The 23078-nt window shown below is 68.1% G+C and carries 14 protein-coding genes and 2 pseudogenes; 8 read left to right on the top strand and 8 right to left on the bottom strand.

Annotated elements, in window-relative coordinates:
• Positions 1-4 precede the first annotated feature (4 nt).
• The 3 genes from ABT078_RS27545 to ABT078_RS27535 are packed head-to-tail and all read right to left on the bottom strand — an operon-like array spanning position 5 to position 6460.
• Entirely contained in the window at positions 5-3637 is a 3633-nt protein-coding gene (locus tag ABT078_RS27545; RefSeq protein ID WP_351232245.1) for a pPIWI_RE_Z domain-containing protein, read from the bottom strand.
• A complete protein-coding gene (locus ABT078_RS27540; protein WP_351232243.1) occupies positions 3630-4790 on the bottom strand; it encodes a pPIWI_RE_Y domain-containing protein in 1161 nt (386 codons plus the stop codon). Before ABT078_RS27540 ends, ABT078_RS27545 begins: the two co-directional genes overlap by 8 nt.
• Positions 4787-6460, bottom strand: coding sequence for a PD-(D/E)XK nuclease family protein (locus ABT078_RS27535; protein ID WP_351232241.1), 1674 nt, complete (start codon positions 6458-6460; stop codon positions 4787-4789). The genes ABT078_RS27540 and ABT078_RS27535 overlap by 4 nt, the downstream gene beginning before the upstream one ends.
• A 147-nt stretch (positions 6461-6607) precedes the next feature.
• On the opposite strand from ABT078_RS27535, the gene ABT078_RS27530 reads away from it, so the two are divergent.
• Complete coding sequence (locus ABT078_RS27530) at positions 6608-8107, top strand: serine/threonine-protein kinase (RefSeq protein ID WP_351232239.1); 1500 nt, start codon at positions 6608-6610, stop codon at positions 8105-8107.
• Between the two features lie 39 nt (positions 8108-8146).
• On the opposite strand, the gene ABT078_RS27525 is transcribed toward ABT078_RS27530, so the two are convergent.
• From ABT078_RS27525 to ABT078_RS27515, 3 genes and pseudogenes are all read right to left on the bottom strand, one after another.
• Complete coding sequence (locus ABT078_RS27525) at positions 8147-10156, bottom strand: N-6 DNA methylase (protein WP_351232237.1); 2010 nt, start codon at positions 10154-10156, stop codon at positions 8147-8149.
• Between the two features lie 220 nt (positions 10157-10376).
• Positions 10377-10776: pseudogene (locus ABT078_RS27520) on the bottom strand (endoglycosylceramidase); the annotation flags it as partial.
• Positions 10697-10885 (bottom strand): hypothetical protein, encoded by a 189-nt coding sequence (locus ABT078_RS27515; RefSeq protein WP_351232282.1) that lies wholly within the window; start codon positions 10883-10885, stop codon positions 10697-10699. The gene ABT078_RS27515 and the pseudogene ABT078_RS27520, both read right to left, overlap by 80 nt.
• 868 nt (positions 10886-11753) lie before the next feature.
• On the opposite strand from ABT078_RS27515, the gene ABT078_RS27510 reads away from it, so the two are divergent.
• From ABT078_RS27510 to ABT078_RS27485, 6 genes are read left to right on the top strand one after another with little or no spacing between them, the layout of a single operon-like run.
• The gene (locus ABT078_RS27510; protein ID WP_351232235.1) at positions 11754-12086 is read left to right on the top strand and encodes a hypothetical protein; all 333 of its coding nucleotides are present in this window, start codon (positions 11754-11756) and stop codon (positions 12084-12086) included.
• Entirely contained in the window at positions 12083-13741 is a 1659-nt protein-coding gene (locus ABT078_RS27505; RefSeq protein ID WP_351232233.1) for a hypothetical protein, read from the top strand. Before ABT078_RS27510 ends, ABT078_RS27505 begins: the two co-directional genes overlap by 4 nt.
• Positions 13738-14352, top strand: coding sequence for a hypothetical protein (locus ABT078_RS27500; protein WP_351232231.1), 615 nt, complete (start codon positions 13738-13740; stop codon positions 14350-14352). The genes ABT078_RS27505 and ABT078_RS27500 overlap by 4 nt, the downstream gene beginning before the upstream one ends.
• The gene (locus ABT078_RS27495; RefSeq protein WP_351232229.1) at positions 14349-16466 is read left to right on the top strand and encodes an Hsp70 family protein; all 2118 of its coding nucleotides are present in this window, start codon (positions 14349-14351) and stop codon (positions 16464-16466) included. The genes ABT078_RS27500 and ABT078_RS27495 overlap by 4 nt, the downstream gene beginning before the upstream one ends.
• A gap of 2 nt (positions 16467-16468) precedes the next feature.
• Positions 16469-19450, top strand: a complete 2982-nt coding sequence (locus tag ABT078_RS27490) for a GTPase (RefSeq protein WP_351232227.1) — start codon at positions 16469-16471, stop codon at positions 19448-19450.
• Positions 19443-21185, top strand: coding sequence for a GTPase (locus ABT078_RS27485; RefSeq protein WP_351232224.1), 1743 nt, complete (start codon positions 19443-19445; stop codon positions 21183-21185). The genes ABT078_RS27490 and ABT078_RS27485 overlap by 8 nt, the downstream gene beginning before the upstream one ends.
• A gap of 60 nt (positions 21186-21245) precedes the next feature.
• On the opposite strand, the gene ABT078_RS27480 is transcribed toward ABT078_RS27485, so the two are convergent.
• Positions 21246-21449, bottom strand: a complete 204-nt coding sequence (locus ABT078_RS27480; protein ID WP_351232276.1) for a DUF397 domain-containing protein — start codon at positions 21447-21449, stop codon at positions 21246-21248.
• 152 nt (positions 21450-21601) lie between these two features.
• Here ABT078_RS27480 and ABT078_RS27475 point away from each other — a divergent pair.
• Positions 21602-21847, top strand: a pseudogene (locus ABT078_RS27475) (ATP-binding protein); the annotation flags it as partial.
• 106 nt (positions 21848-21953) lie between these two features.
• Here ABT078_RS27475 and ABT078_RS27470 read toward each other — a convergent pair.
• The gene (locus ABT078_RS27470; RefSeq protein WP_351232274.1) at positions 21954-23009 is read right to left on the bottom strand and encodes an ADP-ribosylglycohydrolase family protein; all 1056 of its coding nucleotides are present in this window, start codon (positions 23007-23009) and stop codon (positions 21954-21956) included.
• Between the last annotated feature and the right edge of the window lie 69 nt (positions 23010-23078).

The raw sequence follows: 23078 nt of genomic DNA, 5'->3' as shown, positions 1-23078 counted from the left end.
GTGGTCAGCGGCGTACGTGATGGTCGAGGGTGCGCAGAGCGTCGTGGAACGGCTCGTAGAGAAGCCGGGCCACCACGGGATCGGCGGGATCGGGGAACGCGGACGGATCCGGATCCGGTGCGAAGTACGGGGCGAGTGCAGTTCCCAGCGCCTTGAGCAGGCCATCGGTGGCGGGCAAGTCCGTACTGGTGGCCGCGGGGGCGAGAGCGCGGGCGAGCCGCGGAGCGAAAGCGGCGTCGACGAAGACCACCCGGGCGGGCACGCCGCCGCGTACGAGACGGCCGATGACCTGCCACATGGTGACCAGCTGGTCCCATGCGAAGGCCTGCTTCTCCCATCGGGGCAGGCCGGAATAGATGTAGCGGCGCTTCAGCAGGCGCCGCCACTCCTGGCGACCCTCGGTGCGCAGGCGGCGGCCAGCCTGGTCGAGGCTGTGCGCCTGGGCGACCAGTTCGCTGAAGGTGGCCGGGCCCTTGCGGTCGTCGTCTCGCGGCTGGTCCCGCACGAACCGGCACACCCAGTCGTTGACTGCGTAGATGGCCAGGGTGAGGTCGTCGGGCCGGGGGTGCGGCCGGGCGAGGAACAGGGCAGTGCCGAAGGCCGCGGTGGACTGGGCGTTGAGGATGTTGTGACCGCGTTCCACCGCCATGAGCGGCGCGACAAGCACCTCGGCAGCTGGGTCGTCCGCGAACATGGCGAGGTCGCCGCGCCGCAGGGTCGTGCCGTGTGTCATATCTGTGCCATCGAGAGACATGTCGACGTCGGCGGCATCGGGTACCAACACGCGAACCCGGTCGTGCCAGCGGTCCTCGCTGTGCAGGATGTCGGCGACCGCGTACGCCTCCTTGTAGCTGCCCACCAGAAGAATGGCGCGTTTGCGCTGATCGTCGGAGACCTTGGCGAGTTCCAGGTCGATGGGGCAGGCGGCACCCCCCGGGCCGGGACGGCCGAGTCGTGCGGCCATGGCGCGGGCCTGGTCGATGCGGGTCCTTGGGGGTGTGCCGGACAGGAACATCGGCTTGCCGTCGTCTTCGTCGTAGAGGAAGTGGGTGCTGAAGGTGGTGCGGCCGACGGCGTCCAGAGACCTCTGGGAAGGCTTCAGAACGGCGCCCACGGGCGCCAGGACATGGGCGCGGGTCGATGTGCCGGCCCAGCTCGTGCCGGACATCAGGACCACGTGCGGACCGGGTCGGCCCGCCGCCGGGTCGGCCCCCAGGGAGGCGAGGGACAGAAGCAGTTCGCGGCCGACGCCGGCGCAGCGGAAGAAGCGGAGGGTGCCGCTGGTTCGCTCCTCCGCGTCGCGCTGCCGCTCGTCGCGCAGGTACTGGAAGCCCAGAACGTTGCCCATCGGCGCTTCGGGGATGAGCGGGGCGTAGTCAAGGGGGGCCCGACGGGCGAGTTCCCTGCCCTGAGTGTCAAGGCGCAACGCCGCCTCCACCTGGGGCCACAGGAAGGTGAGCCGTTCCAGGCGCTGGTGCAGGGCGGACAGCAGCAGCGTGAATTCCAACCTGCGGCAGGTCTCGTCGAACCACTTGGTCTCGCCGCGGCCCGGCAGGCCGCGGACGTCGTCGAGCAGACGGGACAGCAGCGCGGCCACGCGAGCCCGGCTGCGGGTCAGTGACTGGGTGTGCAGCAGGTCGTGAACCGTCTCGACCATGGTGTCGGTGAGGGTGCCGTACGGGCCACGACCGCCGAGGGGGTCGTCACGGAAGGCATCCAGGATCCGCGTCAGTTCGGCGCGGCGTGGATCCTCCTGGACGAGGGTCTCCGGTTCGGGGTCCTCGTCGTCCTCGTATCCCTCGTACAGGTCACGCTCGTCCGCGACGCCGTCGAGGGCGCCGCTCCCCGCGGGCCGGTAGGCGTCCGGGCCGGGAAGGTCTCCGAACCAGTCGGCGATGAGCTTCTCCTGAAGCGCCCAGGGGCTGAAGTACTCGGTGTCCACCCATTCGCACAACTCCTCGTCGCTGATCAGCATGCGGTACAGCCGGTCGGTCGCGACGGTGACCACCGCGAGGGCCGCATTCCACTGCTCCACGTCGCGGTCGGTCAGCGGGAGTCGCCCATGTCTGGACAGCTCCTCGATCTTGTGGGTGTGGACCTGGTCCAGCCAGGACTCGATGTCGGGCTGTACGAGGGTCGCGGAAGGGGCGAACAGTTCATCGAGTCTCATCTGGACGGCATCGGCCTCGTCGACGAAGACGATGTCACTGCGGGTGCAGGCGAGTTCGAGCTGGCGCAGCCGTTCGTCGTTGAGCTGGGCGGGGACGGCGCTCTGTACGAGGCTTGCCGGGTTGGCGACCCAGATCAGGGCGTCGACCTGGTCACGTGCGGCGCGGTGGCGGGGGCACTCGGACCAGACGGGGCAGCCGTGCGGAGTTCCCTTCAACTCGTTCTCCTGGTCGGGCCGCGGCTTCCTCCGTTCCTGCGTGGCCGGATCCCATACTCCTGGCAGCCCTTCCTCGGGCGGCGCCACCGATTCCTTGCCCTTCTCGGGGTGCAGGGCGCTGCAGGGCGCGTCCGCGTAGCGCAAGGGCTCGACCGCCTCCGTGCCGCGCAAGGCGTCCACCACGCACACGGTGCTCAGCTCGTCGAACCCGTATGCATCGTGGTCGAGAAGGTTGTCGAGGCCGCGCGAGGCGAGCCGGCGGTGCAAGCGCTCCACATGGGTCTGCCGGGCGGTCGGGCCGAGCACAGGTACGGCGGGCAGGTCCAGCAGGGTGAACAACTCGCACAGCCGCAGTTGCTCAGCCACGTCGCCCACCACGAGGGTGGTGCGCAGCCGTTTACGTGCCGCCCAGACCGCGACCAGCGTCATGAGCGTGCTCTTGCCCGCGCCGACCATACCGACGAGATGCAGCAGTCCGTCGAGACGGAGCGCGTCGCCGTCGGTGAAACCGCGGCCGTCGGCGTCACGCGGCGCGATCCTCAGCTCGGCCAGGCGCGCGCCCCAGCGACCGGGCCGTTCGACGCCGGTCTCCCGCTCCATGTCGTCCATCCACTGTGCGGTGTCGTCCAGTTCGGCGCGCGTCACGGTCAGCGGTGCCGAGGCCCCGGGGCGCGCAGCCGCGAGGTCGTGGCCCTGCGGGCGGTCAAAAACCAGCTGCTCGGGGATGGTGACGGACGTCGTGCGGCGCCGCTCACGGAAGTTACTGCGCCCTGCCGGGGCAAGCGGCAGCGAGCGGCGCGCGAAGTCGGGCAGCGCGGCAAGCGCGTCGTCGTAGGCGGCAAGCCGGCCGGCGGCGACCGTCGGCACCAACGGATGCGGCGGCTCGCCCGACCCGGCCGGCGGCACCTCGTAGGCGCGAAGCCGCTCCGGGACTCGGCGGTAGGTGTCGAGCGCCTGTTCCCAGGCGCGGCCGCGACGGAGTGTCCACAGCAAATGGCGGGCGGCGGCGATCATCGTCTCGTGCTCGCTGGTGCGGGCCAGCCCGGCCGCCGTGGCGAACGGGTAGCCGCCGAAGAGGGTGTAGGCGCCCTCGGCCGGCTCGTCGGGTGCGAGACGCTGCATGAGGCGCAGGGCCAGTTCGACCTGGCACATCTGGGCAGGCTTCACCCCGTCCAGCTCCGGCGGCAACCCGTCCCAGACCCGTGCCAGTTCACGGCTCACCGGCCTGTGCCAGCTCTCCCGGTCACGCACCGTCGAATGCTCCTTTCCGTGTGCGCAGTCGAGCGCGGGCCCGTGCGACAAGTTCGGTGTCCGTCAGCAGGGGCAGGCCACGGGCGTCCGCGGGGCGGGCGCGCTCGAAGGCGGTGACATAGCCGGGGCGGGTGCGCACACGGTGCTCGGGCACGGCCCAGAACGCCTCGTCGTACGGCGGGTCGTGCGGCACGGGCCTGGCCGAGCGGCCGAGGAAGACGGGGTGCGCCCAGTCCTTCATGTCGACCGCCCACCGGTGCCCGTCCGGGAAGACCACGAGCAGGTCGTACGCGTCGTAGCCGGGCCACATGCGCACATCGAGGCCGAGGGCCAGCAGTTCCCTCTCCAGGTCTGCCTCGGCGCGTCCGGGCCCGGTGACGAACTGCCGCAGCGGGCGCTCGAGCTGGCACACCTCCCCTGCCGTCTCGCGGTCGATGCGGCGCCCCACCGGCGCGGGCCCCCGACGGCGGCAGCGGTCTCGCTCGCACCACCAGTCGCCGTCCTCCGAGGGGGCGAGAAGGGTAAGGCAGCGCCCGCACACCGTGTATGCGTCCTCGAACAGGTAGGAATCGGGCACCGGTCGGTAGATCTGCCGGATCAGCCCTCTGACAGGCTCGAGGACCAGATCTCCGGTCACCTCGTACATCTCGGCTGTGGTGAGGACCGGCCGACGCACCAGCAGCCCGCGGAAAGCGGTGTACGCCTCCTCGTCACCGTATTCCCGGCACAGCCGCAGCGCGGCGCGCACGATCTGCCGGTCGCGGAACTCCGCGGCAGTGTCCGGGCTGCGCCAGGCCCATTCATGGCACAGCTCGGTAGGACGTCCCGATTGTTCGTCCAGCAGCCGGTCCTCGGGTCCGATCGCCTCGGGCGGCAGGGTGAGCGGCCACTCGGTTAGCGGCACCGTGCGGCATCGGTCGACGAGTTCGGTAAGTCCGGCCGGTGGCGGCTCTCCGGCAAGCAGGCAGGCGAGCACCGTACGGTCCAGGGCCCGCTGCGCCTCGGGCGGGTATGGCAGGGTGAAGGAGTCCAGGCCGGTCCTGGCCTCCAGGACGATGAGGGCGCGGGCGAGGGTCCGCAGCAAGGGGGCACCGTCGTGGGCGGCCCATTCCCCCGAAGGGGACGGCACGGCACCTCGTTCGTCGGAGGTCATCGCAGTACCTCCCCAGTGATACGAGGGGCACCCTCACCCGGCAGGCTCCGTGCGGCGGTACACCAGCGGCGTGCCTCGCAGTCGCCGCAGTCGAAGCCGTCTGCGGGCTCGGTGGCGTAGGTCTCGTCGGCCGCCCAGCGGGCGGCGAGTTCGCTGATGACGTGACGGGACTGGTCGAGGGTGGTGGTGTCGAACGGGTCGACTTCCTCCAGCCGTGCGCCGTCCTCGCGCAGGATCTCCAGTTCGATCCGTGAGCGACGCGGATCGCCACCGAGCGCGCCGGATGCCATGAAGAGGACGGCGAGGGCGAGTTGCGGGTATGTGCGGACGAGTTCCTGCCGTTCACCGAAACGACGGGATGCCGTCTTCGTCTCGCGGATGACCGTGCCGCCCCGGTCGGTGTACACGAGGTCGCAGTCGGCGATGACGACGACGTCACTCTGGGGGTCATAGACCGCCAGCCGCCGCTGCGGCTCGACTGTCTCCTCCACCGCCAGGCCGTCGAGCGGGCAGCGGCCCCTGTGACGGCGGATCATGGCCAGGGCGACGGGCAGCTCTTCTGCGGAGAGACCGGGCAGTGTCGCGGGAAGTGGGGCGTATCGACACGAGGTGCGAGGCTCCGCGGCGTGGCGCTCGTTGAGCCACGCGTCGACCGCCCGCCCTGTTCGGATCGCCGCGTTCTCGGTCCGGCCGTTCCGGAGCTTCAGTACGCGGGTGAGGTGATAGCGGGCCGGGCAGTCCCGGTAGGCCCGCAGGTCGGACACCGACACGCTGCGCCGTTTGCGCGGGCGGACCGGGGCGGACACACCCAGCAGGCCGGGAGCTCGCGGAACGTCCGAACAGCCGCTGAGTGCCTCGCAGCGTGCGCAGTCCTGTCCAGGGCGGGTTTCGCGGCCGTCGGCGGCGCGAGCCATCAACACCTTCGCGTGTTCACCGAATTGCTCTCTGGCCTCAGCAGCGTCCCAGTCGGCCAGTACATGCGTACTTCCGTCGCCGAGTCCCACACCGACGACCCGGACCCGGCGGGGCAAGGCAGCCGGGGACGTGACCAGCCGTGCATGCTGCCCGTAAGGCAGGTCGGCCGGGACACCGGTGGCGGCAACGTAGGCGACGGCCGCGATCTCCGGCAGCGGCCGGTCCCGCTTGACGGTGTCGATCGACGGAATCCAGATCTCCCGGAGACTGCCGTCCTCGCTGGCGTACTGGCGCCCCCATGCTGTGCGCTCGTAGGTGTCGGCACCACGGCCGTCCGGTTCGCGCAGCCGGTCTGTTCCGACCCACTGCTGGCGCACGGGGCGGGTCGCGGGGTGGCCGGCCGCGGCGCACACACTCTGCTCCCGCCTCCGGACGGCGAGATACGTGGAGGCGGCCTCCGCGGCCCACCGCACATGGGCGTCGACGCAGCGTCGCCTGTTCCGCGGATCCGCAACGGCATCGGCGAGCGTCATGCCGTCATGTTCCACGGCGTCAAGGAATCGACCCCAGGGGGCGGAAGAGAAGTCCTCGACCGGCTTACGTCTGCTGCGGGCCGGCTGCTGCACGAGCAGCGGCCTGGCGCGCAGCGCTCGGCCGACGGGGCATGCATCCGGCTCCTGGCGCAGCAGCGGCGGACCGATCCGGACCAATCTGTCGTCACCGTCCACGTGGGGCAGCTTCTGAAACGCACTCACGAACCACGTCTCCTTGCAGCTCGGCCGGGCAGGCCTGCTCCAGCATGGAGGCGAGTGTGTACATAGTCAAGCGACGTAAACACAATCGGGGCGCTGCCAGTACGCTGTGCGCGTCCGATGACGGAGAGGTGCGGGAGGGGCAGAACTTTGGAGTCCGGACAGGTGTTCGCCGGAAGATTCGAGATCACGCATGCGCCAAGGAGTGGCGGTATGGGAACCGTCTACCGCGCCATGGATCTGACGACCGGCCGGATAGCCGCGGTGAAGTTCCTGGTCCGTCCGCCCCGCGACTCGGACCCGGGCCAGGCCGACCGCCAGGGGCGGCTGAGCCCCAACGAGCTCAAACGCTTCGAGCGTGAACGCCAGATGCACGAACGGCTGGGGGGACAGGGCATTCCGGGCCTCGTCGCCTACGACTTCCTCGGCGGACGCCCGTACCTCGTCACTAAGTTCATCGATGGCAAGAACCTCCGCGACTTCCTTGAGTCGCACAGGCCAACGCTCGCCGCCACCGCGTCGATCGCCGTCCAACTGCTGCGGATCCTCGACCGAGTGCACGCGGCGGGAGTGGTCCACCGCGACATCAAGCCGCAGAACGTGATCCTGGCCGAGGACGGCGAGGTGCATCTGGTCGACTTCGGCATCGCGCTGCCGGACGACCCCAACGCCACCCGGCACACCGAGGGCCGCACCCCCGGCAGCCTCGGCTACAAGGCTCCCGAGATCATCCTCGGGGAGCGCAATCCCACCGGGGCTGCCGACATCTACGGAGTCGGCTGCACCGTATTCCGCTTCGTCGCAGGGGAAAACGTGTTCGTCGGCGCATCCGAGCACATCATCGAGCAGCAACACTGCGGCGCGCCTCCACCCCGACTAGACGCTCGCATTCCGGGGCTTCCCTCCGGTCTCGCCGACCTGGTGGAGCGAATGCTGGCCAAGGACCCTGGGCTGCGGCCCTCCGCAGGCGAGGCCGCCGAGGCGTTGGCCTCTTTCCTACCGTCGCCCGGCGACCCCGCACCGCACCCGGCACTCGACCCCGACCCCACCCTGCCCTTCCGCGCCGGCCAAGGCGCCCCGGCGGACACGCCGTTCCCGGTTACCGGCAGCGTGCGGCGCCGCAGGCCCGTCGTCCGCCGCCGGGGCGTAGGTACTCCTGGTCGTCAGGCGTTCCGTACGCTGATGGACGAGGCCGAAGGGGAATTGACGCAAGGCGATCCGGGCCCGATGGCGCATCAGCTCGACGCGAGGCTCCATACGGCCCGGAACTCCTGGGGTGCCTGTGACCCCGATGTGCTGCGCGCACGCCTGCTGTGCGCGGACCGGCTTCGGCATACCGGAGACTGGCCGGGGGCGGGAGCGCGGTACCGGACGCTGGTACGCGACCTCGACGGCGCAGAGCAGGGGACCCCGGAGCAGGCCCGCCTGCTGGAGGCACGGATCGGAGCGGCGGAGTGCCTGATCCCGGAGGAGGACAGCACTGCTCGTGCCTTTCCGGCGTGGAAAACCGCCTTGCTGGAATTGCGCAGTCTGCTGCCTCGGCCGCCACTCCGCGTCGTCGAGCGCGCACGAGAGTCGGGCGAAGAGTTCGCCGAGTGGGGTTATCACGCGGCGGTCGAAGAACTCCTGCACGGACTGCCGTTGAGCTGATCCCTGAAACTGCTCCCAAGGGTCAGTAAATCCTGGCTGTCACCCCGCGCCGAGCTGCCCGACCGCCAGCAGCTCGGCCAGGGAGCCACTCAACACGCCTTCCACCGACGCCAGTTCCGCTGCGGCCCGCTCGAACTCGACCAGCTGGCGGTGGATTGCCCCGTACCGCTGCTGCTCGGCGATCGGCAACCGCAGCGCCCGTAGCCGCCGGACATCAACTCGTGAGGAGACCGACGCGTGCGTGCCAGCCTGGCGTGCATTGAATCGCACCCGTAGACACGCAGCCAGGAACCAGGGATCCAAACGTTCCGAGTCAACCCGGAGTCGGTGCAGATGGGGACCAAGCACGGTCGGTGCCGAGGTCTCCACCCAGGCGTCGAACTCGGCGAATGTAGCGACCACCACGACGTCACCGAAGGCGGTAACGGTCAGTTCCCGTTCTCGCTCCCCTCGCTCCATGTCGTCCGTCGCCAACCACCACTCCTCCCCCTGCCCCTGCCCCAAGTGAGCAGCCATGAGAACTGGTACCCCGCCGCCAGGACGTGGCCCACGCCGCAGCGCCCCTTCCGGCAGGACTCCCCCTGGTGTCAGCGTGACGGCGTCGGCGGCTTCCAGTTCCCCTACGGTCACCGCCACTCGCGGCTGTGACTCATACACCGAGGCAAGGGAGCGCAGGCTGTTCCCGGCGTCGTGGACGGCCAACAGTGCGTTGTCGAACCGGGCCCAGGACCGTGTCAGTTCGATTGCGGAGGCGGCGACCGCGGCCGGCACATGACGGGCAGGGGTGAGATCCGTCTCCTCACCAAGCAGATCCACCACGGGTACGTTCACGGCACCGGGTGGGGCATCGCCCCGCAGCGAGGCGAACACCCGTGTGCGCACGGCATCCCAGTCCACAACCTGCGTGCCGCCCTCTGTCGGAGTGTGACGACAGTCCGACGCATCGACCAGCGCGACATTCTCCCCACCGGAACGTGCACCCGGCGCGCGGAGCACCCACAAATGCAGTCCGACGCCGTACGGGGGCGCGGCGCCCGGCGGCAGCGCGACCACCGCTTGCAAGGATCCGGCACGCAACAGCCCAGCCCGGATCCTTCGGCCCGCCCGCCGTGAGGCGACGGCGGGCGGCAGCAACACGACCGCGACGCCTTCCTCCGCCAGCCCGGTCACGATGTGCTGCACCCAAGCCAGTTCGGGCTCGGTGCGTGGGGGGTGGCCGAAAATCCACCGTCGGTCTGTGGCCAGCTCGGCATGACCCCAGTCCCGTTCATTCGTGGGCGGATTACACAGAACGACATCCGCTCGCATCCCTGCGCCAGGATCATGACGCAGAGTGTCGGCTGTCGTTACCTCGTACTCAACGGGTCCCTCGGCCAGGGCCAGCCGAGCTGTCGCCAGCCGTCCGAGAACGGGATCAATGTCGACACCGGTGAGCCGCACCGGCTCTCGACCACGCCAGTTCCGGGCTGCGGCCAACAGCAGGCTGCCAGTACCACAGGCCGGATCCGTCACGGTCCGTAGTGAGCCCGACCCGCGAACCTCTTCGGCCAAAGCCGTCATGAGATCCGCGAGTGGCGCCGGTGTCGGGGTGATCTGCCGAACGTGGGTGCTCAGCCAACGTTCCAGCAAATAGCGGAAAGCCTCGGCTCCGTTGGCTGGCAGCCGGGACTGCACCGCCTCGTCCACCAGACGGAGTTCGTCGTGCGACATCTCGGCTACCTGATCCGGCCACGACGGTGGCACCGCGGGGGAGGCGAGCCTCAGACCCACTTCGGCGATCACCAGGCCCATCCGGTCGCGGTCACCGAGCGATTCGATATGGGGCCATAGCCGGTCGAGGGCGCCGCTGGACGAGCGCAGTTTGCCGTGATCGACCAGCCACTCCTCGACAGCGTCGAGCGCGAACTGCGGGCTGGCATCACTTCCCGCGACGGGAGCGGGAAAGTCGTCGAAGCGTCGCCGCCAGTTACTGACGGCGGCGCGTCCCACGCCCGCGAACCGGGCGATCTCGGCGAGAGTCACCAAAACCTGCTCGTCACGCTGCGTCATCTGCACTCCCGAACCCGACACCTGCCGCCCCTCGTCCGGCAAAGCCCCCGACGGATCGATTGACTGAGTATTCACCAGTCTACTTCGACAGTCTCACCGACTTCGGGATCAAAGACCGAGCTTACAGGCTCGAACATCCGAACGATTTAGCTGTACCGTACACACCACGCACAAGGCGGCTTGTGGCGACGAAACCGACGACAGCCGTCGCGTTGGGGCTGTCCGGGTACACCCGGATGCCGGCCCGGAGGAAGGCCCGCATCTGCGCGGCGACCGCTGCCAGATAGGCATGGTCGACCTGTCCGCGTACCGGTTCGGCGGGCCGCCCACGACAGCAGAAGGCGCACCTCGTTCCCGCCACCGAGAGCACGCAGGGCGGTCGCTGACTTCTCGGCGTCGACGACAGAGGCGAAGGGCAGCCCGCCGTTCTCCTCAAGCTTGTTCTCGCCGGAGACGTTGCATCCGCGGAAGACGAACTCGCGGCCGAGCCCGTCGACGAAGCGGCCGCCCTGGACAGTGAAGGATGCGGTGGCCGGGCTGTCAAACCAGAGGGAGCCAGGCGGCGAAGCCGCAGCGGAGGCCGAGCCAAGCCCAAGGAAAGACGCGGCGACGAGAAGCAGTACCGAGCGCCTGTTCGTGGCGGGCCGCATTCACCAGGGCGACGGTGACGAGCTGTTCAACGCCGAAGGTGCGCCGCCGGACTCGGATCTCCGCCCGTCCGTCGAGCATCGGGACATGGTCCCGCTCAGGACCGAGGGCGTGAGTCCCCTCGGGCAGAGGAACCCGTTCCCATGGGCGCCGCGTTCGCTGGTGGCGGCCGGGGTCTTGTAGCGGGCTCCCGCACAGCGGACGTTAATGGTCGCGGCATCCGTGTAGATGCTGAGGCCGAGCGAGGAGGGCAGCCAGGAGTTGACTCGGGCGCGGGATCCCTCGCGGGAGCCGCTTCTTCAGAGCTGCCCTCCGTACCGGCCCCCTCGATTTCCGCGGCCGCGAGGTCCAACTGTCGCTAAAGGTCCGCCTCCTGGGCATACAGCGTGCCCATGAGGTACTCGCGGTCGGGCGGCGCCTCGAGCAGCTCGTTTCCGAGCACATTTTCTTCACTAGCTCGTGCAACCTTTTCCACATCCGGAAGGTCATCACCTACATGCACAACCGCCCCCGGACGGGCAGCCCCAGTATGGCCAGCTCTTCGCGCAGCCGCTCACGCTCAACGCCACCGAGCCCCAGTACACGCGAACCTGCGCCACGAACTCGAATTCCGGCACAGCACCATCAATCAGTGCATGGCGGAGACGAGCCAGAAGCGCAGTCATAGCGACCTTCGGCACCCCGCTCGGCGCGCCATGCTGACCCAGGGGCCGATGTGACACGGCAGCCACCCCCTCCCCAGTGACACGGCTCAGAGCATTATCCACACGTTTACAACGTCAACAGATCCGACTGCTAGCGCGAAAACAGCTCCTCGTGTACGGTTGCGGACGCTGCAACCTCTGCTCTGCGACGAAGAGCGGGGCGTCAGCGGCTGTCGGGGGGCATGCTCCGCTCCGGAGGCTCGGGCGGGGTGCGGGGCGAGACGGAAGAAGATGGGGGAGCGGCAGTGAGCCACGAGCTGGTGGACGGCAGATTCCGCATCGGGCGCGTCATCGGCAGGGGCAACATGGGGGAGGTGCATCAGACGGAGGACCTCCACCTTCCGCAGCGGGCGCCAGAGCACACCGTGGCCGTCAAGACGATCCGACGCATCGTCCGCCGCAAGGACGAGGCCAAGTACGGCACCTACCGGACCAAGGAACTGATCCTTGCCGAGTACGACCGCATGGCCGCCGCCGGCCTCACCCTGGAGAACCCGCTCGTGGACGGTGAGAACTACACCTCCACCCTCACCTCACCCCCGGGCCAAGGCCCCCGGCACGAAGGAGCCGGAGAGTGACGAGTCCCCCGCCGGCCGGCGGGGCGGGGCAGCCGGTGTCGGGGGCGCGGGCCGAGGCAATTGCGCGGGAGCGGGAGCGGCTGAGGACGCTCAGGGAACGCCGGGACGCCCAGAGCGCGGACGCGGGGGTTGACGGGTTCACCGTACGCAGGTGGCGGAAGGCGGGCGTCTTCGGAGCCCAGGCGGTACTGCAGACCCACGCTCTGCTCCAACAACTCGTTTCCCTAGCACAGGCCGCGACGCACGACGCCCTGGCCGACGCCCTGCGCGACGAACCGGACGATCGGCTGCTGCCTGCTGTGCGAACCGTCCTCGAACGGGCCGACCCAGCCACAGTCGCCTCGGCGCTTACAGCGGTCCACGCGGGCGGCTTCCTGTGGCTGTCCGAGGTCGGGGAGCAACGGCTCACCGCCCTCACAGCGGGCGACTACACACTCGCCGTCTCCAGCAGCGAGGACCCTTCCGGGGCCTTCGCCCTCCTCACGGCGTTCGCGACGGATGGTACGGCCGCCTTCTCTCCTCGGATGCTGCCGTGTGTGCTTCCCTGGATACCGCTGAGCGTCCTCGACGACCTCATCGACGCCGGGGTGGTCGGCCCCGAGCTCCTGCCCTGGCAGTGCCGGGCCGAGGAGGCGGAGCACGCGTACCTCAAAGCCCGGCTGGTTCCCGATCAGGTAACCGCCGATCAGGCAACCGCGCTGGAGTGGACGGCCCGGCAGCGGCGGAACGCATTCCTCGCCGGGGGCGAGCCGCTGCCCTCGGTTGGCGACGTCTACGACCTCTTGGAGCGAGTTGCCGACGGCGACGCCTCGGTGGTGAAGGAGCTCGAAAGAAAACTGCCGCGGGATCTGGTGCTCCGGCTGCGCCAACTCCTGGACGGGGTCGATGTCGGCAACTGGGACCGGGACATATGGGAAGACAGAGGGTTGTGGCGGCTCATTTTCGCTCTGTGGGAGCCCAAGGCAGCCGTCAACCCGTCGCGATCGCCCCTGCACGCGCTCATGGCCCTGCGTCAGGCCTACGATCTGCTGTGCCTGAACGACCTCGCCCGTGCGTCATCCCAGATAGACAAGCTGGTGTCGTTCGAGACCGCTGACCCGACCTACCGGGCCGAGGCCCTCAACTTCCATGCGTACACGCTGCTGCTCCGGGAGGAACTGAACGCGGCGGCCGTCGTCCTGAAGGGGATCAGCGGCTCGCGCGAGCTGGCCGAGTCCAACCTTCGCATGGTCGAGCAGCGCCGGGCGGTTCCCCGTAACGACAGACCGGCAGCGTCCAACCCCTATCTGGACCTCGGGCTGCCGCACGGCGCACCAAGCTGGGAGACCCGGTACCGGGACCTCCGCCGGGAGCACGTGCACGACGTGGACATGAGTGCGCGGCTCAACAGCGCGATGAAACGCATCAGAGACGCCGAGCGCGACGAGGACTGGTCCGGCTTCTTCGTGCTACCGCTCGACCTGGATGTGTTCGCGCTTCCGGACGAGGTACCAGTCACGCTGGTCCCGCCCCTGGCCCCGCTGACCAGGCGAACAACGCCTCACTCCCCCGAAAGTCTGGCGCTCGTGCGGCAGCGAGCGGTGGCGGATCTGCTGCCCCACCTGCTCAACGCGCCCCGGCGCCCCGATCGCAACGCAAGGATGCACACACAGTGAAGAAGGTGCCCCGCAGCCAGCGGAAGACCACGGCAGGCCCCAAGCGGGTTACCCCCAAGGGGAACAACGGCCTCAAACATCGTCGGGAGAAGCGGCGGGCGGCAGCCTATGTCCCCAAGGACTCCCCGCGCACCTACCGCCCTGAGGAACTACTCAGCCCTCCCATGCTGCTCTCCCGTTTCGCCGAGCGGGCGACCGACCTCCTGACCGCTCTCCCGGAAGAGGGGCGACCCACGCAGGCCGCTGTGACGGCTGCTTTGCGCCAGGCCGTTCTGGAGGCGTTTCGCTCTCGGGAGGAGTACGTGGCCCGGATGGTCGAGGTCGATCTGCTCGCCGGCGCGGCCAACCAGAGTGCCAGTTCGCTTCGGAAGGGCATCCGTACCGCCTTGCTGGACCAGGGCGTGCGGTGCGTGGATGCGCCCGACGGCGAACGCGAGCTCTTCGTGGTGGTGGAAGGCGACGGCGAGGTCTTCGAGGTGTTGCGTCCGGCTTATGTGGACCAGGCCACCGGCAAATTGGTGCTCTCCGGACAACTGCGCCGCCTGTCCGGGGCAGACGAAGGGGAGCACTCCGCCGGGGACGACGAGGCGACGAGCGGGGAGGGCATGTGACCGCCACCGGGATCGATTTCGGCACCACGAACTCCGTGGTGGCCCAGTGGCTGGGCAACGACGCCGACGTGCTGCTGCTGGACGCCCACCACATCGACGCCGACTGGCGCCACCCCGGCTTCGAGCACCTCTTCCCATCGGTGGTGGGCATGAGTTCGCTGCGCCGGGGAGCGCTGTTCGGCTGGGAAGCCAAACTTCGCTCCGAAGAGGCGGCCGAGGCCTGCAAACGACTCCTCAAGAGCGACGAGTACGTCACGATCCACGGCCGCAGGTTCGCGGCCACTACGGTGGCCGCTGGTGTCTTCCGCGCCATGCGCAAGGGCGCGGAGCACAACCTCACCACCATCGACAAGGCCGTGATCACCGTGCCCGCGAACGCCACGGGTGCCGCGCGCTATCGCACACGCGCCGCAGCGCAGTTCGCAGGCATCGACGTCCTGGCGCTGCTCAACGAGCCGACGGCAGCCGCGATTTCATACGCGCACGATCTACGACATGACCTACATGAGCTACGGAAGGATCCCACCATTCTGGTCTTCGACTGGGGCGGCGGCACGATCGACGTCACCGTGCTCGACTACCAGGACGGGTTCTTCGAGGAGCTTGCGTCACGGGGTGTGACCGAGTTGGGCGGTCTGGAGATCGACCGCCGTCTGCGTGACCTCGTCCTCGAACGGGCTCCGGTGCGATCGGCGTGGACACCTGCGCAGGAGCGACAGTTCCGGCTGGACGTGGAGCGCAGCAAGATCCGCCTGTCCTCCGAGGACTCCGTCACCGTCAGGACTCCGGACGGTGACACCGTCGAGGTGTGGCAGGAGGAGCTGGAGGACGCCATCACCGACCTCGTGGACCGCGCTCTCGCACCGGTCCAGCAGTGCCTCACCGACCTGCACATGGCGCCTCTGGACGTAGACGCGGTGCTGATGATCGGCGGCACCAGCCAGATCCCGAGCGTCCGGATGGCGGTCGCCGAGGTCATGCAGCAGCAGCCCATCGAGGTCGACCTGTGCGATCCCATGACGGCGGTCGCCCGCGGCGCCTCCATCGCGGCAGCAGTGCTGTCGGGCGAGGTGGACGGCGTGATCCAGGTGGCGACGAGCCATGCCCTGGGTACGGTGGTCACAGACGACACCGGACAGCGGAAGTTCAGTCAGATCATTCCGCGCAACTCACCGCTGCCGTGGAAGGAACGCAAGAACTACACGCCGCGCCGGGACAACGCCCGCAGTCTCACCGTGGAGATCTGGGAGGGTGACCCGGAGCGGCCCCTGGATCACCCCGACAACGTGCAGTTGACAGACCTCCCACTCACCTATCGAGACCCCCGGGCTCGTGAGGACTCCCGGTTCCTACTGGAGTACACGTACGACACGAACGGGCTCCTGCACGTCAAGGCGACCCTTGAACGTACCGGCGAGGAAGTGCTGAACGAGGAGATCAAGAGCTTCAGTTCTGGTGGCCCGACGCCAGCAGTACGCAAGGAACTTGAGGATCTGCTCGCTGGCAACGTGGTCACCAGGCCGCTGCCGAAACAGGTACAGAAGCGAGCCACGGGTTCAGCACCTCCGGCGCTCGTGGTAGACGGTTCCAACCTGGCGTGCATCGGCAGACCGCCGCGGCAACCTGATGTGTACCGCAGCGACGACCGACCATCCTTCACCCAACTGCTGTCCGCCCTCGACGCCCTGACCTCGCGGTATCCAGACGCCGTGCTCCACGTGGTCGTCGACGCCACTTTCAGGCACAAGGTTGCGGAGGAAGAACGCGCGGCAGTGGACTCGGCGCTCAGCAAAGGCGACCTCATCCAGCCTCCGGCCGGAACCGAGGGCAAGGGCGATGCGCTTGTGACAGCAATCGCGGAGGACACCGGCGGAACCGTCGTCACCAACGACAACTATGCCGAGTTGCACAACAGATATCCCTGGTTGCGAGACAAGGAACGAGTGCTCGGGGTCACCTTGTCGCAAGGCATGTGGGTTTTCACACCGCGCACCTGCGTGCCACCTCGCCACCGGATCGTACGAGCGGAAGTACCTCAGCAGTCCCGGGCCTTGATTCCCCCAAGCCCGGGCCCGCTCCCCGAGTTCAGATACCACCGACCTCACGAGGAGTAGTGGTGAATGACACGGCAAGTCTCAGAGCTGAGGTGTTGGCCCTCCTGCTCGAGCCATTGGGTGTCGACGCCACGGCTGGGACGGCCGCGCTCAGGCGGCTCGCCAAGGGCGTGGAGGCGGTTGCTCAAGCATGTGGGTGTGCCGATCTGCCACCGTCCGGGAGCACTCTTCAGTGGATATCCGAGGCCGTGGCGGCGTGCGTCGAGGAACAGGAACTGGTCCGTCTGACAACGGCTCGGGGCCGGACTCTGACACTGAGCGAGGCCAGAGCCCTCCGAGAGTTGATGCGGCTCGAAGGACTACGGCCTCATCTCCAGGCATTTGAGGGTGTGTCGGTGGAAGCGCTTCGGGCGGACCTTGCGGCCGTGGCGCTTGCGGAACGGGTACTGCCTGGAGTCCTTGAGCAGTGCCGTCGTGCGGATCAGGGGTGGCCCGGGGAGATCTGGCGTTCGATCTTTGAGATCGACGTCAATCGCGCGGTGACCGACTTGCGTCGTCACCGCCGAGGTAGCCGGCAGGCAGCAGGCGCACGTGAGCTCGTGCTCAGGCACAGTGTCTCCGCAGCTCGGGATCTGCAGAATCGGGATCTGGTGACGCGGCTTGAGAAGGTGCAGGACTTCGCCGCCGCGAAGGAGTCGTACGAGGCAGTCCTGTCCGGGCAACCGAAATGGTGGCGTTGGCTAGGGCCGGACGCGAAGTTCAGGTTCAGATCCGATCGGCGTGATGCCCTGGTCTGGGCGATCGAGGCTCGCGACACCGGCGCCGTTTCGGGGAGCAGTCTGGAGATGCTCGCGGACAGCAACGTGAGGGCAGTGATCGAGCAAGGGATCGTGACGGTACCCGTGAGCACGACCGCTTCCCCAGCTGCGCCTGCCACGAGTTCGGCCGCACGGCTCGTGACGGTGCTGCCGGCGGTTGCCTCTCGGGCTGACATCAGCGCACTTCGAGCGCTTGAGTCCTGGTACGCGAAAGACGCCGAGCTGTTCGACCGCGTGGCAGCGGCCATGGACATGCGGCGAACTGAACCGGACCTCCGCGCGGCCCTTGAATCCCTGGTCGGCGAACTCGCCGATTCGCTCGGGGTAGTAGATGCGAGTCGATCGGCCTACCGCGATATCCAATCCACCCTCTGGGCCGAGGTCAAGGCTCGCCTTCAGCGAACGTCGTACTCTGCGCACGCGATGGAGAGCGAGCATCTCGTCGGGGCCATCAGCCGCATCGGGACGCTGGAACGCGAACTGCGCGATGCCGTGCGTGCCATACCTGCAGTAAAAGGCAGACTGCTCGTAGCCATCGCCGGAAGAACCAAGTCCGGAAAGACCACGCTCCGGAAAGCCCTGACTCGCGACGCGGACCGAACCGGGATCGGTCGAGGGGCGCACCGAACCACGCGGGAGACCTCTGCGTTCGAGCTCGGCTCCGTGACCTACCTCGACACGCCCGGCGTCGCCGCGAAGGACGACGACCTCGACGCCCAACGCGCTCGGGCCGCGTGCGACAGCGCCGATGCGGTCATATGGAACTACGCCGACACGCTTCGCGACGAGGAGTCCGCCGAACTCCAACGACTTCTCCTCTCAGGGAAGCCTCTGCTCGCGGTCGTCAACGTGAAGGAACGAGTCGACACGCTGGATCGTCTTCAACTCTTCGTTCAACGCCAAGACAAAGCGTTCACGTCGGCCTCGGGGCACGCTGTCCGGATCGAGCAGGTCTCCAAAGCGGTCGAAGCCGCACCGCCCATCGTCCTCGCGGTCCACTCCGCTGCCGCACATGAAGCGTTGTCCACCCAAGACAGCGAGCTGGGAGACAGGGCCTTCCGGGCAAGTAGGCTGCCCGAGCTCGAACAATCCCTCGCACAGCTACTGGCCGAGCGCGCGATTCCGCTTCGTGCCGTTCGGCTGGCCGAAGGTGTACGAGCACCACTCGCCGCGTTCCACGACCAGGTGATCGCGGAACTCCCTCAGATCGGTCTCGCGCTTGGCGACCTTGAACGGTCGGCGGCGGGTCAACGGACTGCGTTGCTCGAAGCTTTCCAGATCGCAGGCCAGAGCACGCGCGACCTCCTCGAAGCCAAGCGCCACCATGCCAAAGAGCAATTGTCGGATGTGGTTCCGAGCCTGGGCGGCGTGGATCACGCGCAGCGATGGGGCGACTTCATCACCGGTCTGGAGTTGGAGGAATTCGCCTCGATCCTCGAGAGAGAGATCGAGCAGGAGATCCGGAAACGGGAGAGGGTTGTGCGCGCCCGGGAAAGCGCCGCGGAGCGGCAGGACGACGAGCGCCTGCATGTACGACAGCGTCCTGACACGACGGTTTGGCGCAGGATCGCGGTGGCTGCTGAGGGGGCGGGGACGACCCTCTTGGACTCCTTTGCTGCCCGTGGGATCCCAAAGAAGCTCCCTGCGGATGCCACCAGGGGCAACGCTGCCATGGTGGCGGTGGGCTACCTGCTGGATGTCGCTGTCGGAGCGGCGAAAGCGGTGAGCAGTGAAGTTGATCGTGCGCAGCAGGCGAAGCACGAGTGGACCGGCGAGACCGTGGCCAAGGCCGAGGCCAAGCTCGATGAGTTGTTCGACAGGGTCGATGCCCGGTTGACACGAATCGTCGATGACACGACGGCTCGAGTCGGTGCCCAGTTCCAAGAGCAGTCTGCGGACATCAGTCGTACACGGGAGCGCTTTGAGCAGCTCCGTCGGCTGCAGTCGACCGTGCGGTCCGCCCTCGATTCGATCGACCTCGTCTTGGTGCGCCGACTCCTGGCCCTCGTCGGCGGGGACCCGGCGGCGATCCGCTCGGCGCGCCGAACGCCGGGAGTCGAACTTCGCGTCTGGACCGACGCGTCCCGAATCGTGGAAGTGCGGGCGTGCCTCCAGGCCCAACTCGTGGATGTCCTCACCGAGCGGATCGAAATCTGCTCGGATTCCGGGAGCCCTGTCGCGGTGGCCGGCACCCTCGGAGCGAGAGAAGGGAAAACAGATGGCTGACGGCAATCCGGCTGGGTTGATGGAGAGCGACGAGGGTCTCAATGCCCACGTGCTTGCGCTAAGTGCACGGGCCGAGCGTGTCCTGAGCGCTCACGCCCGTACTCGGGGACTGGTGGTGAACCTTCCCCGTGAGGACGCGAGCCCGCTACGGATCGCACTCCTGGGTCCGTATAGCGCCGGGAAGTCGATGCTCATCGCGGCGCTGCTCCGGCTCCCGTCGGCCGCTGTCGACGAGCTCGTCGACGCGGCGCCCAAGACGCACGCGCCGACACCGTACCCGTGGAACGGCGTGACGCTCGTCGACTTGCCCGGGACGCTGTCGGGCAACGACGAGCATTCCGGCGCGGCGCGTCTCGGCGTGCGTGGTGCGGACGCGCTGATGATCGTGACAACGAGCGAGCTACCGGGCGAAGCGGAGACCGAGGCGATTCTGGAAGCGCTCGACACCGACGGGTTCGCTGACCGAAGTGTGGTCGTCGTCAACAAGATGAACGCCGAGAACAGTGATCGCGACGTCATCCTCGATGAGATCCGCAAGCGTCTCGGGCCCTTTGCCGACCGTGTACCGATCGTGCCGACCGACGCGCGCGACTACGTCGACGCGATCAATGATCCCGACCTCACGGTCGCTCAGCGTGATTTGCTGTTCGCGGAGAGCGGCGTCGATGCTCTTGCCTACGAGTTGCAGAGAATAGTCGCGCCTGGTGTCAGCGGTGTCCGACCGAAGGCGCAGGCATTCGAACTCCTCCGGGTTCTGGCAGACGCCGAGCAGCACTGGGTGCTGGGCGGCGAGGACCTGAGGGCCGCGGAGACCGCGAAGAAGGTCGAGGAGTCGATCTCCCAGGCGAAGCAGAGTTTGCTGAGCACACTTGAGAGGGAGAGAGATGTCGTCGCGTCCGTGATCAGAGCGGCGGGAACCAAGAGCGCTGCCGGCGTCTCGGAGAACGACGGCAACGTCCCCACCGACATCGCTCGTGACATCAGGGAAGAACTAGCGCGTGCAATGGCCGAGTTCGATACCAAGTTCTCCGCGTCGATGAGGACAGCGTTCGATGCGCTGGTCGCCGAGTACGGAACTGATGTGCCTGAGCCTGAGGCCTGGGTGAACGACCTTGACTCACCTGAGACGACGGCCGACGCGTCCCCGGATAACGAATCACGGTTTGAACGTGCGGTCCGGGAAGGCGCGAAGAATGGGGCGAAGGAGAGTGTCACAAGGGCTCGAGAGTGGATCGGGAAGGCTGCAGCCAGCGATAGCGGACAGGGAAGCGTGGCCTCCGACATCGCGACCCGGTTGAACAGGAATCGAGTGGGCCAGAAGTTGCTCAACGTCGGCAAGAAGGTGAGCGACGAAACAGGCAAGTTCAACCCGTGGGGTCGAGGCAAGGCAGCCGAGAAGGTCGCCAACGCGGCCGACAAGACACAGTGGGCGCTGACGGTCATCGGGCCATTGACCGGCTTGACGAGTGTCGTGCAGGACGGGTACAAGCGGAAGAAGATCGACGATCGGCGGAAGATGATCACACGTCACTTCGAAGACGAGGCACTCAGAACCCGGAGTGCTCTCGATGACGCCGGTACACAGCACCTGGACGAGTGGATCGTGGAGGTGGAGCAGTCGCTCAGCGGTCTCACGGTCCCGGGTGCGGAGATCAGCGTTGAGCGTGAAACATCGTTGGGAGCGCTCAAGAGCCTCCGTGGCGAGACCGAGAAGCTTGTCAGGCCGACCGACTGACCCAGCGGCCCGGTGTCCCGGCGGTGAACGTCATCACGCGACCGCCGGGACAAACACAGCTCAGGCCCTCGCCGCGAACCCCACGAACCGCGACCACTCCTCACGCCCGCCGGCGAAGTGCGGGCGCGTCACGTCCTTGGAGTCCGTTACGCAGACGGACTGTTCGGTGACGGCGCCCTCAACACAGTCGTCGCCCCGGCTACCGCTGTAGCTGGACTTGAACCAGACGAGTCCGCCGTGCTCATAAGAACGTGCCCGTACGATGACGCACCGTACGGGAATCACTCCTGGCGCGCGCTCCCGCACGCCCGCCACCGTGTCCTCATGAAGGTGACCACGGCTCATCCGTCCACGAGCATGCAGACGTTCACTCAGCAACTGTCTTCCACTCGCCGCGGTGCACGCCTCGCCCCACCGTGGCGGAGCTGCACACCTGGCAGGTGTCACCGTCCGCCGAACGCGCGGAGCAGATCGTGGCAGAACTGGCGGCCAACCCGGCGCAGCACGGCCGGGTCCAGGGCGGGGACTTCCGCCTGGCACTCCGCTTCGATCCGGCGGCCAGTCTGCTGCGGATCGCGGTGACCGACGCACGCGGAGATCGACTTCCCTGCCCCGCCGCAGACACCGACGCGGAGACGGGCCGCGGCCTGATCCTGGTCACCGCCCTCGCAGACCGCTGGGGCACGGACCCGTACACGCCCGTCGGCAAGACCGTCTGGGCCGAAGTCGCCCCCGAACCACATGAAGCAGAGGCTGGTGATCGTCCACTCACCCGCCCGGGTAACGGTCCCACCAGTACGGGTCCCAGCCGGCAACGTACTCGCTGCCGCTCGGCGAGTCGACGATCTGACTCAGCATGTCGCGGGCCAACGTGTCGAGCACCCAGGCCAGTTCATGGCGGCTCACCAAGTCAGCGGGCAGTGCCTCAAAGCCGTGTACGGCACCGAGCAGCGCCCCGGTCACGCAGGCGACGGAGTCGCCGTCCGGTGCTCCCGTCGCGAATGCCAGGGCGTCGCTGAGCTGAGTGCGGCCGGGGAACGACGCCGCTGTGTAGATCCCGCCGAGCAGGGCAGAGGGTGCCGTCGCATCCGGTGCGAGCCGGGCCAGCAGCGGCGCATGCGCAGGCTGGTCGACGGCGTGCTGGAATGCCGCCAGGAGACGCCTGTGCTCCTCGTCGGTCGCCCGGTCGCCCAGGGACGGGAGCGCGGCGATCCCCACCTCCATCGCTTCCCGCACGGCACGGCCGGAGCGGCCAGTGTGGTCATGCTCCTGCAGCGGGTGGGTGAGACAGTGGTGGACCAGCACGGCTGCCTGGGCGGCAGCGGACTGCGCGGCCGAGTCACCGTGGGTGAGTGCGGCGAACTCACCGGCTTGCCGGGCCCACCCGATTCCAGCGAGAGCGACCGGAAGGGTCCGGGTCAGTGCGTGGCAGCCCCGGCTGGTGGTGGCTATCCGGTCGTAGGGATCCTCGATCCGCGACAGGGCTGCCACCGTCGCCGGAGCGCTGCCACGCCGTTCGGCCAGCACGGGTACGTCGGCGAGCCAGCCGTCAGGCCACGCCTCGCCACCCGTGGCAGTGGCCCAGCGTCGACGCATCCTGTCCCCTTCGATGCCCTGCATGACCGCCCAACGGCAGTAGGCGTGCAGGACCACCGACGGCGGATGACAGATTCCCTTGTGGCTCCCCCGCACCATCGCGCGGATGACACCCTCCGCCGTGAAGCAGGCCAGCTGTGTGCTGACACCGGCCCGCAGCGGACCGCTCGCCGGCAGCTTGCCCCGAGCCGCGCCCAGCGTGTCGCCGATGGCCAGCCCGAGCATCATTCCCCGCACTCGGGATTCCGTTCTGAGGACCTTGCTCCGATGGTCCTTTTCGTCTTCGTCGGCCAAATC

The organism is Streptomyces sp. NPDC002133, from assembly GCF_040296405.1.
Lineage (GTDB): Bacteria > Actinomycetota > Actinomycetes > Streptomycetales > Streptomycetaceae > Streptomyces.
Note: the sequence above shows the minus strand (reverse complement) of the source record. Positions and strands in the feature narration are given on the sequence as shown.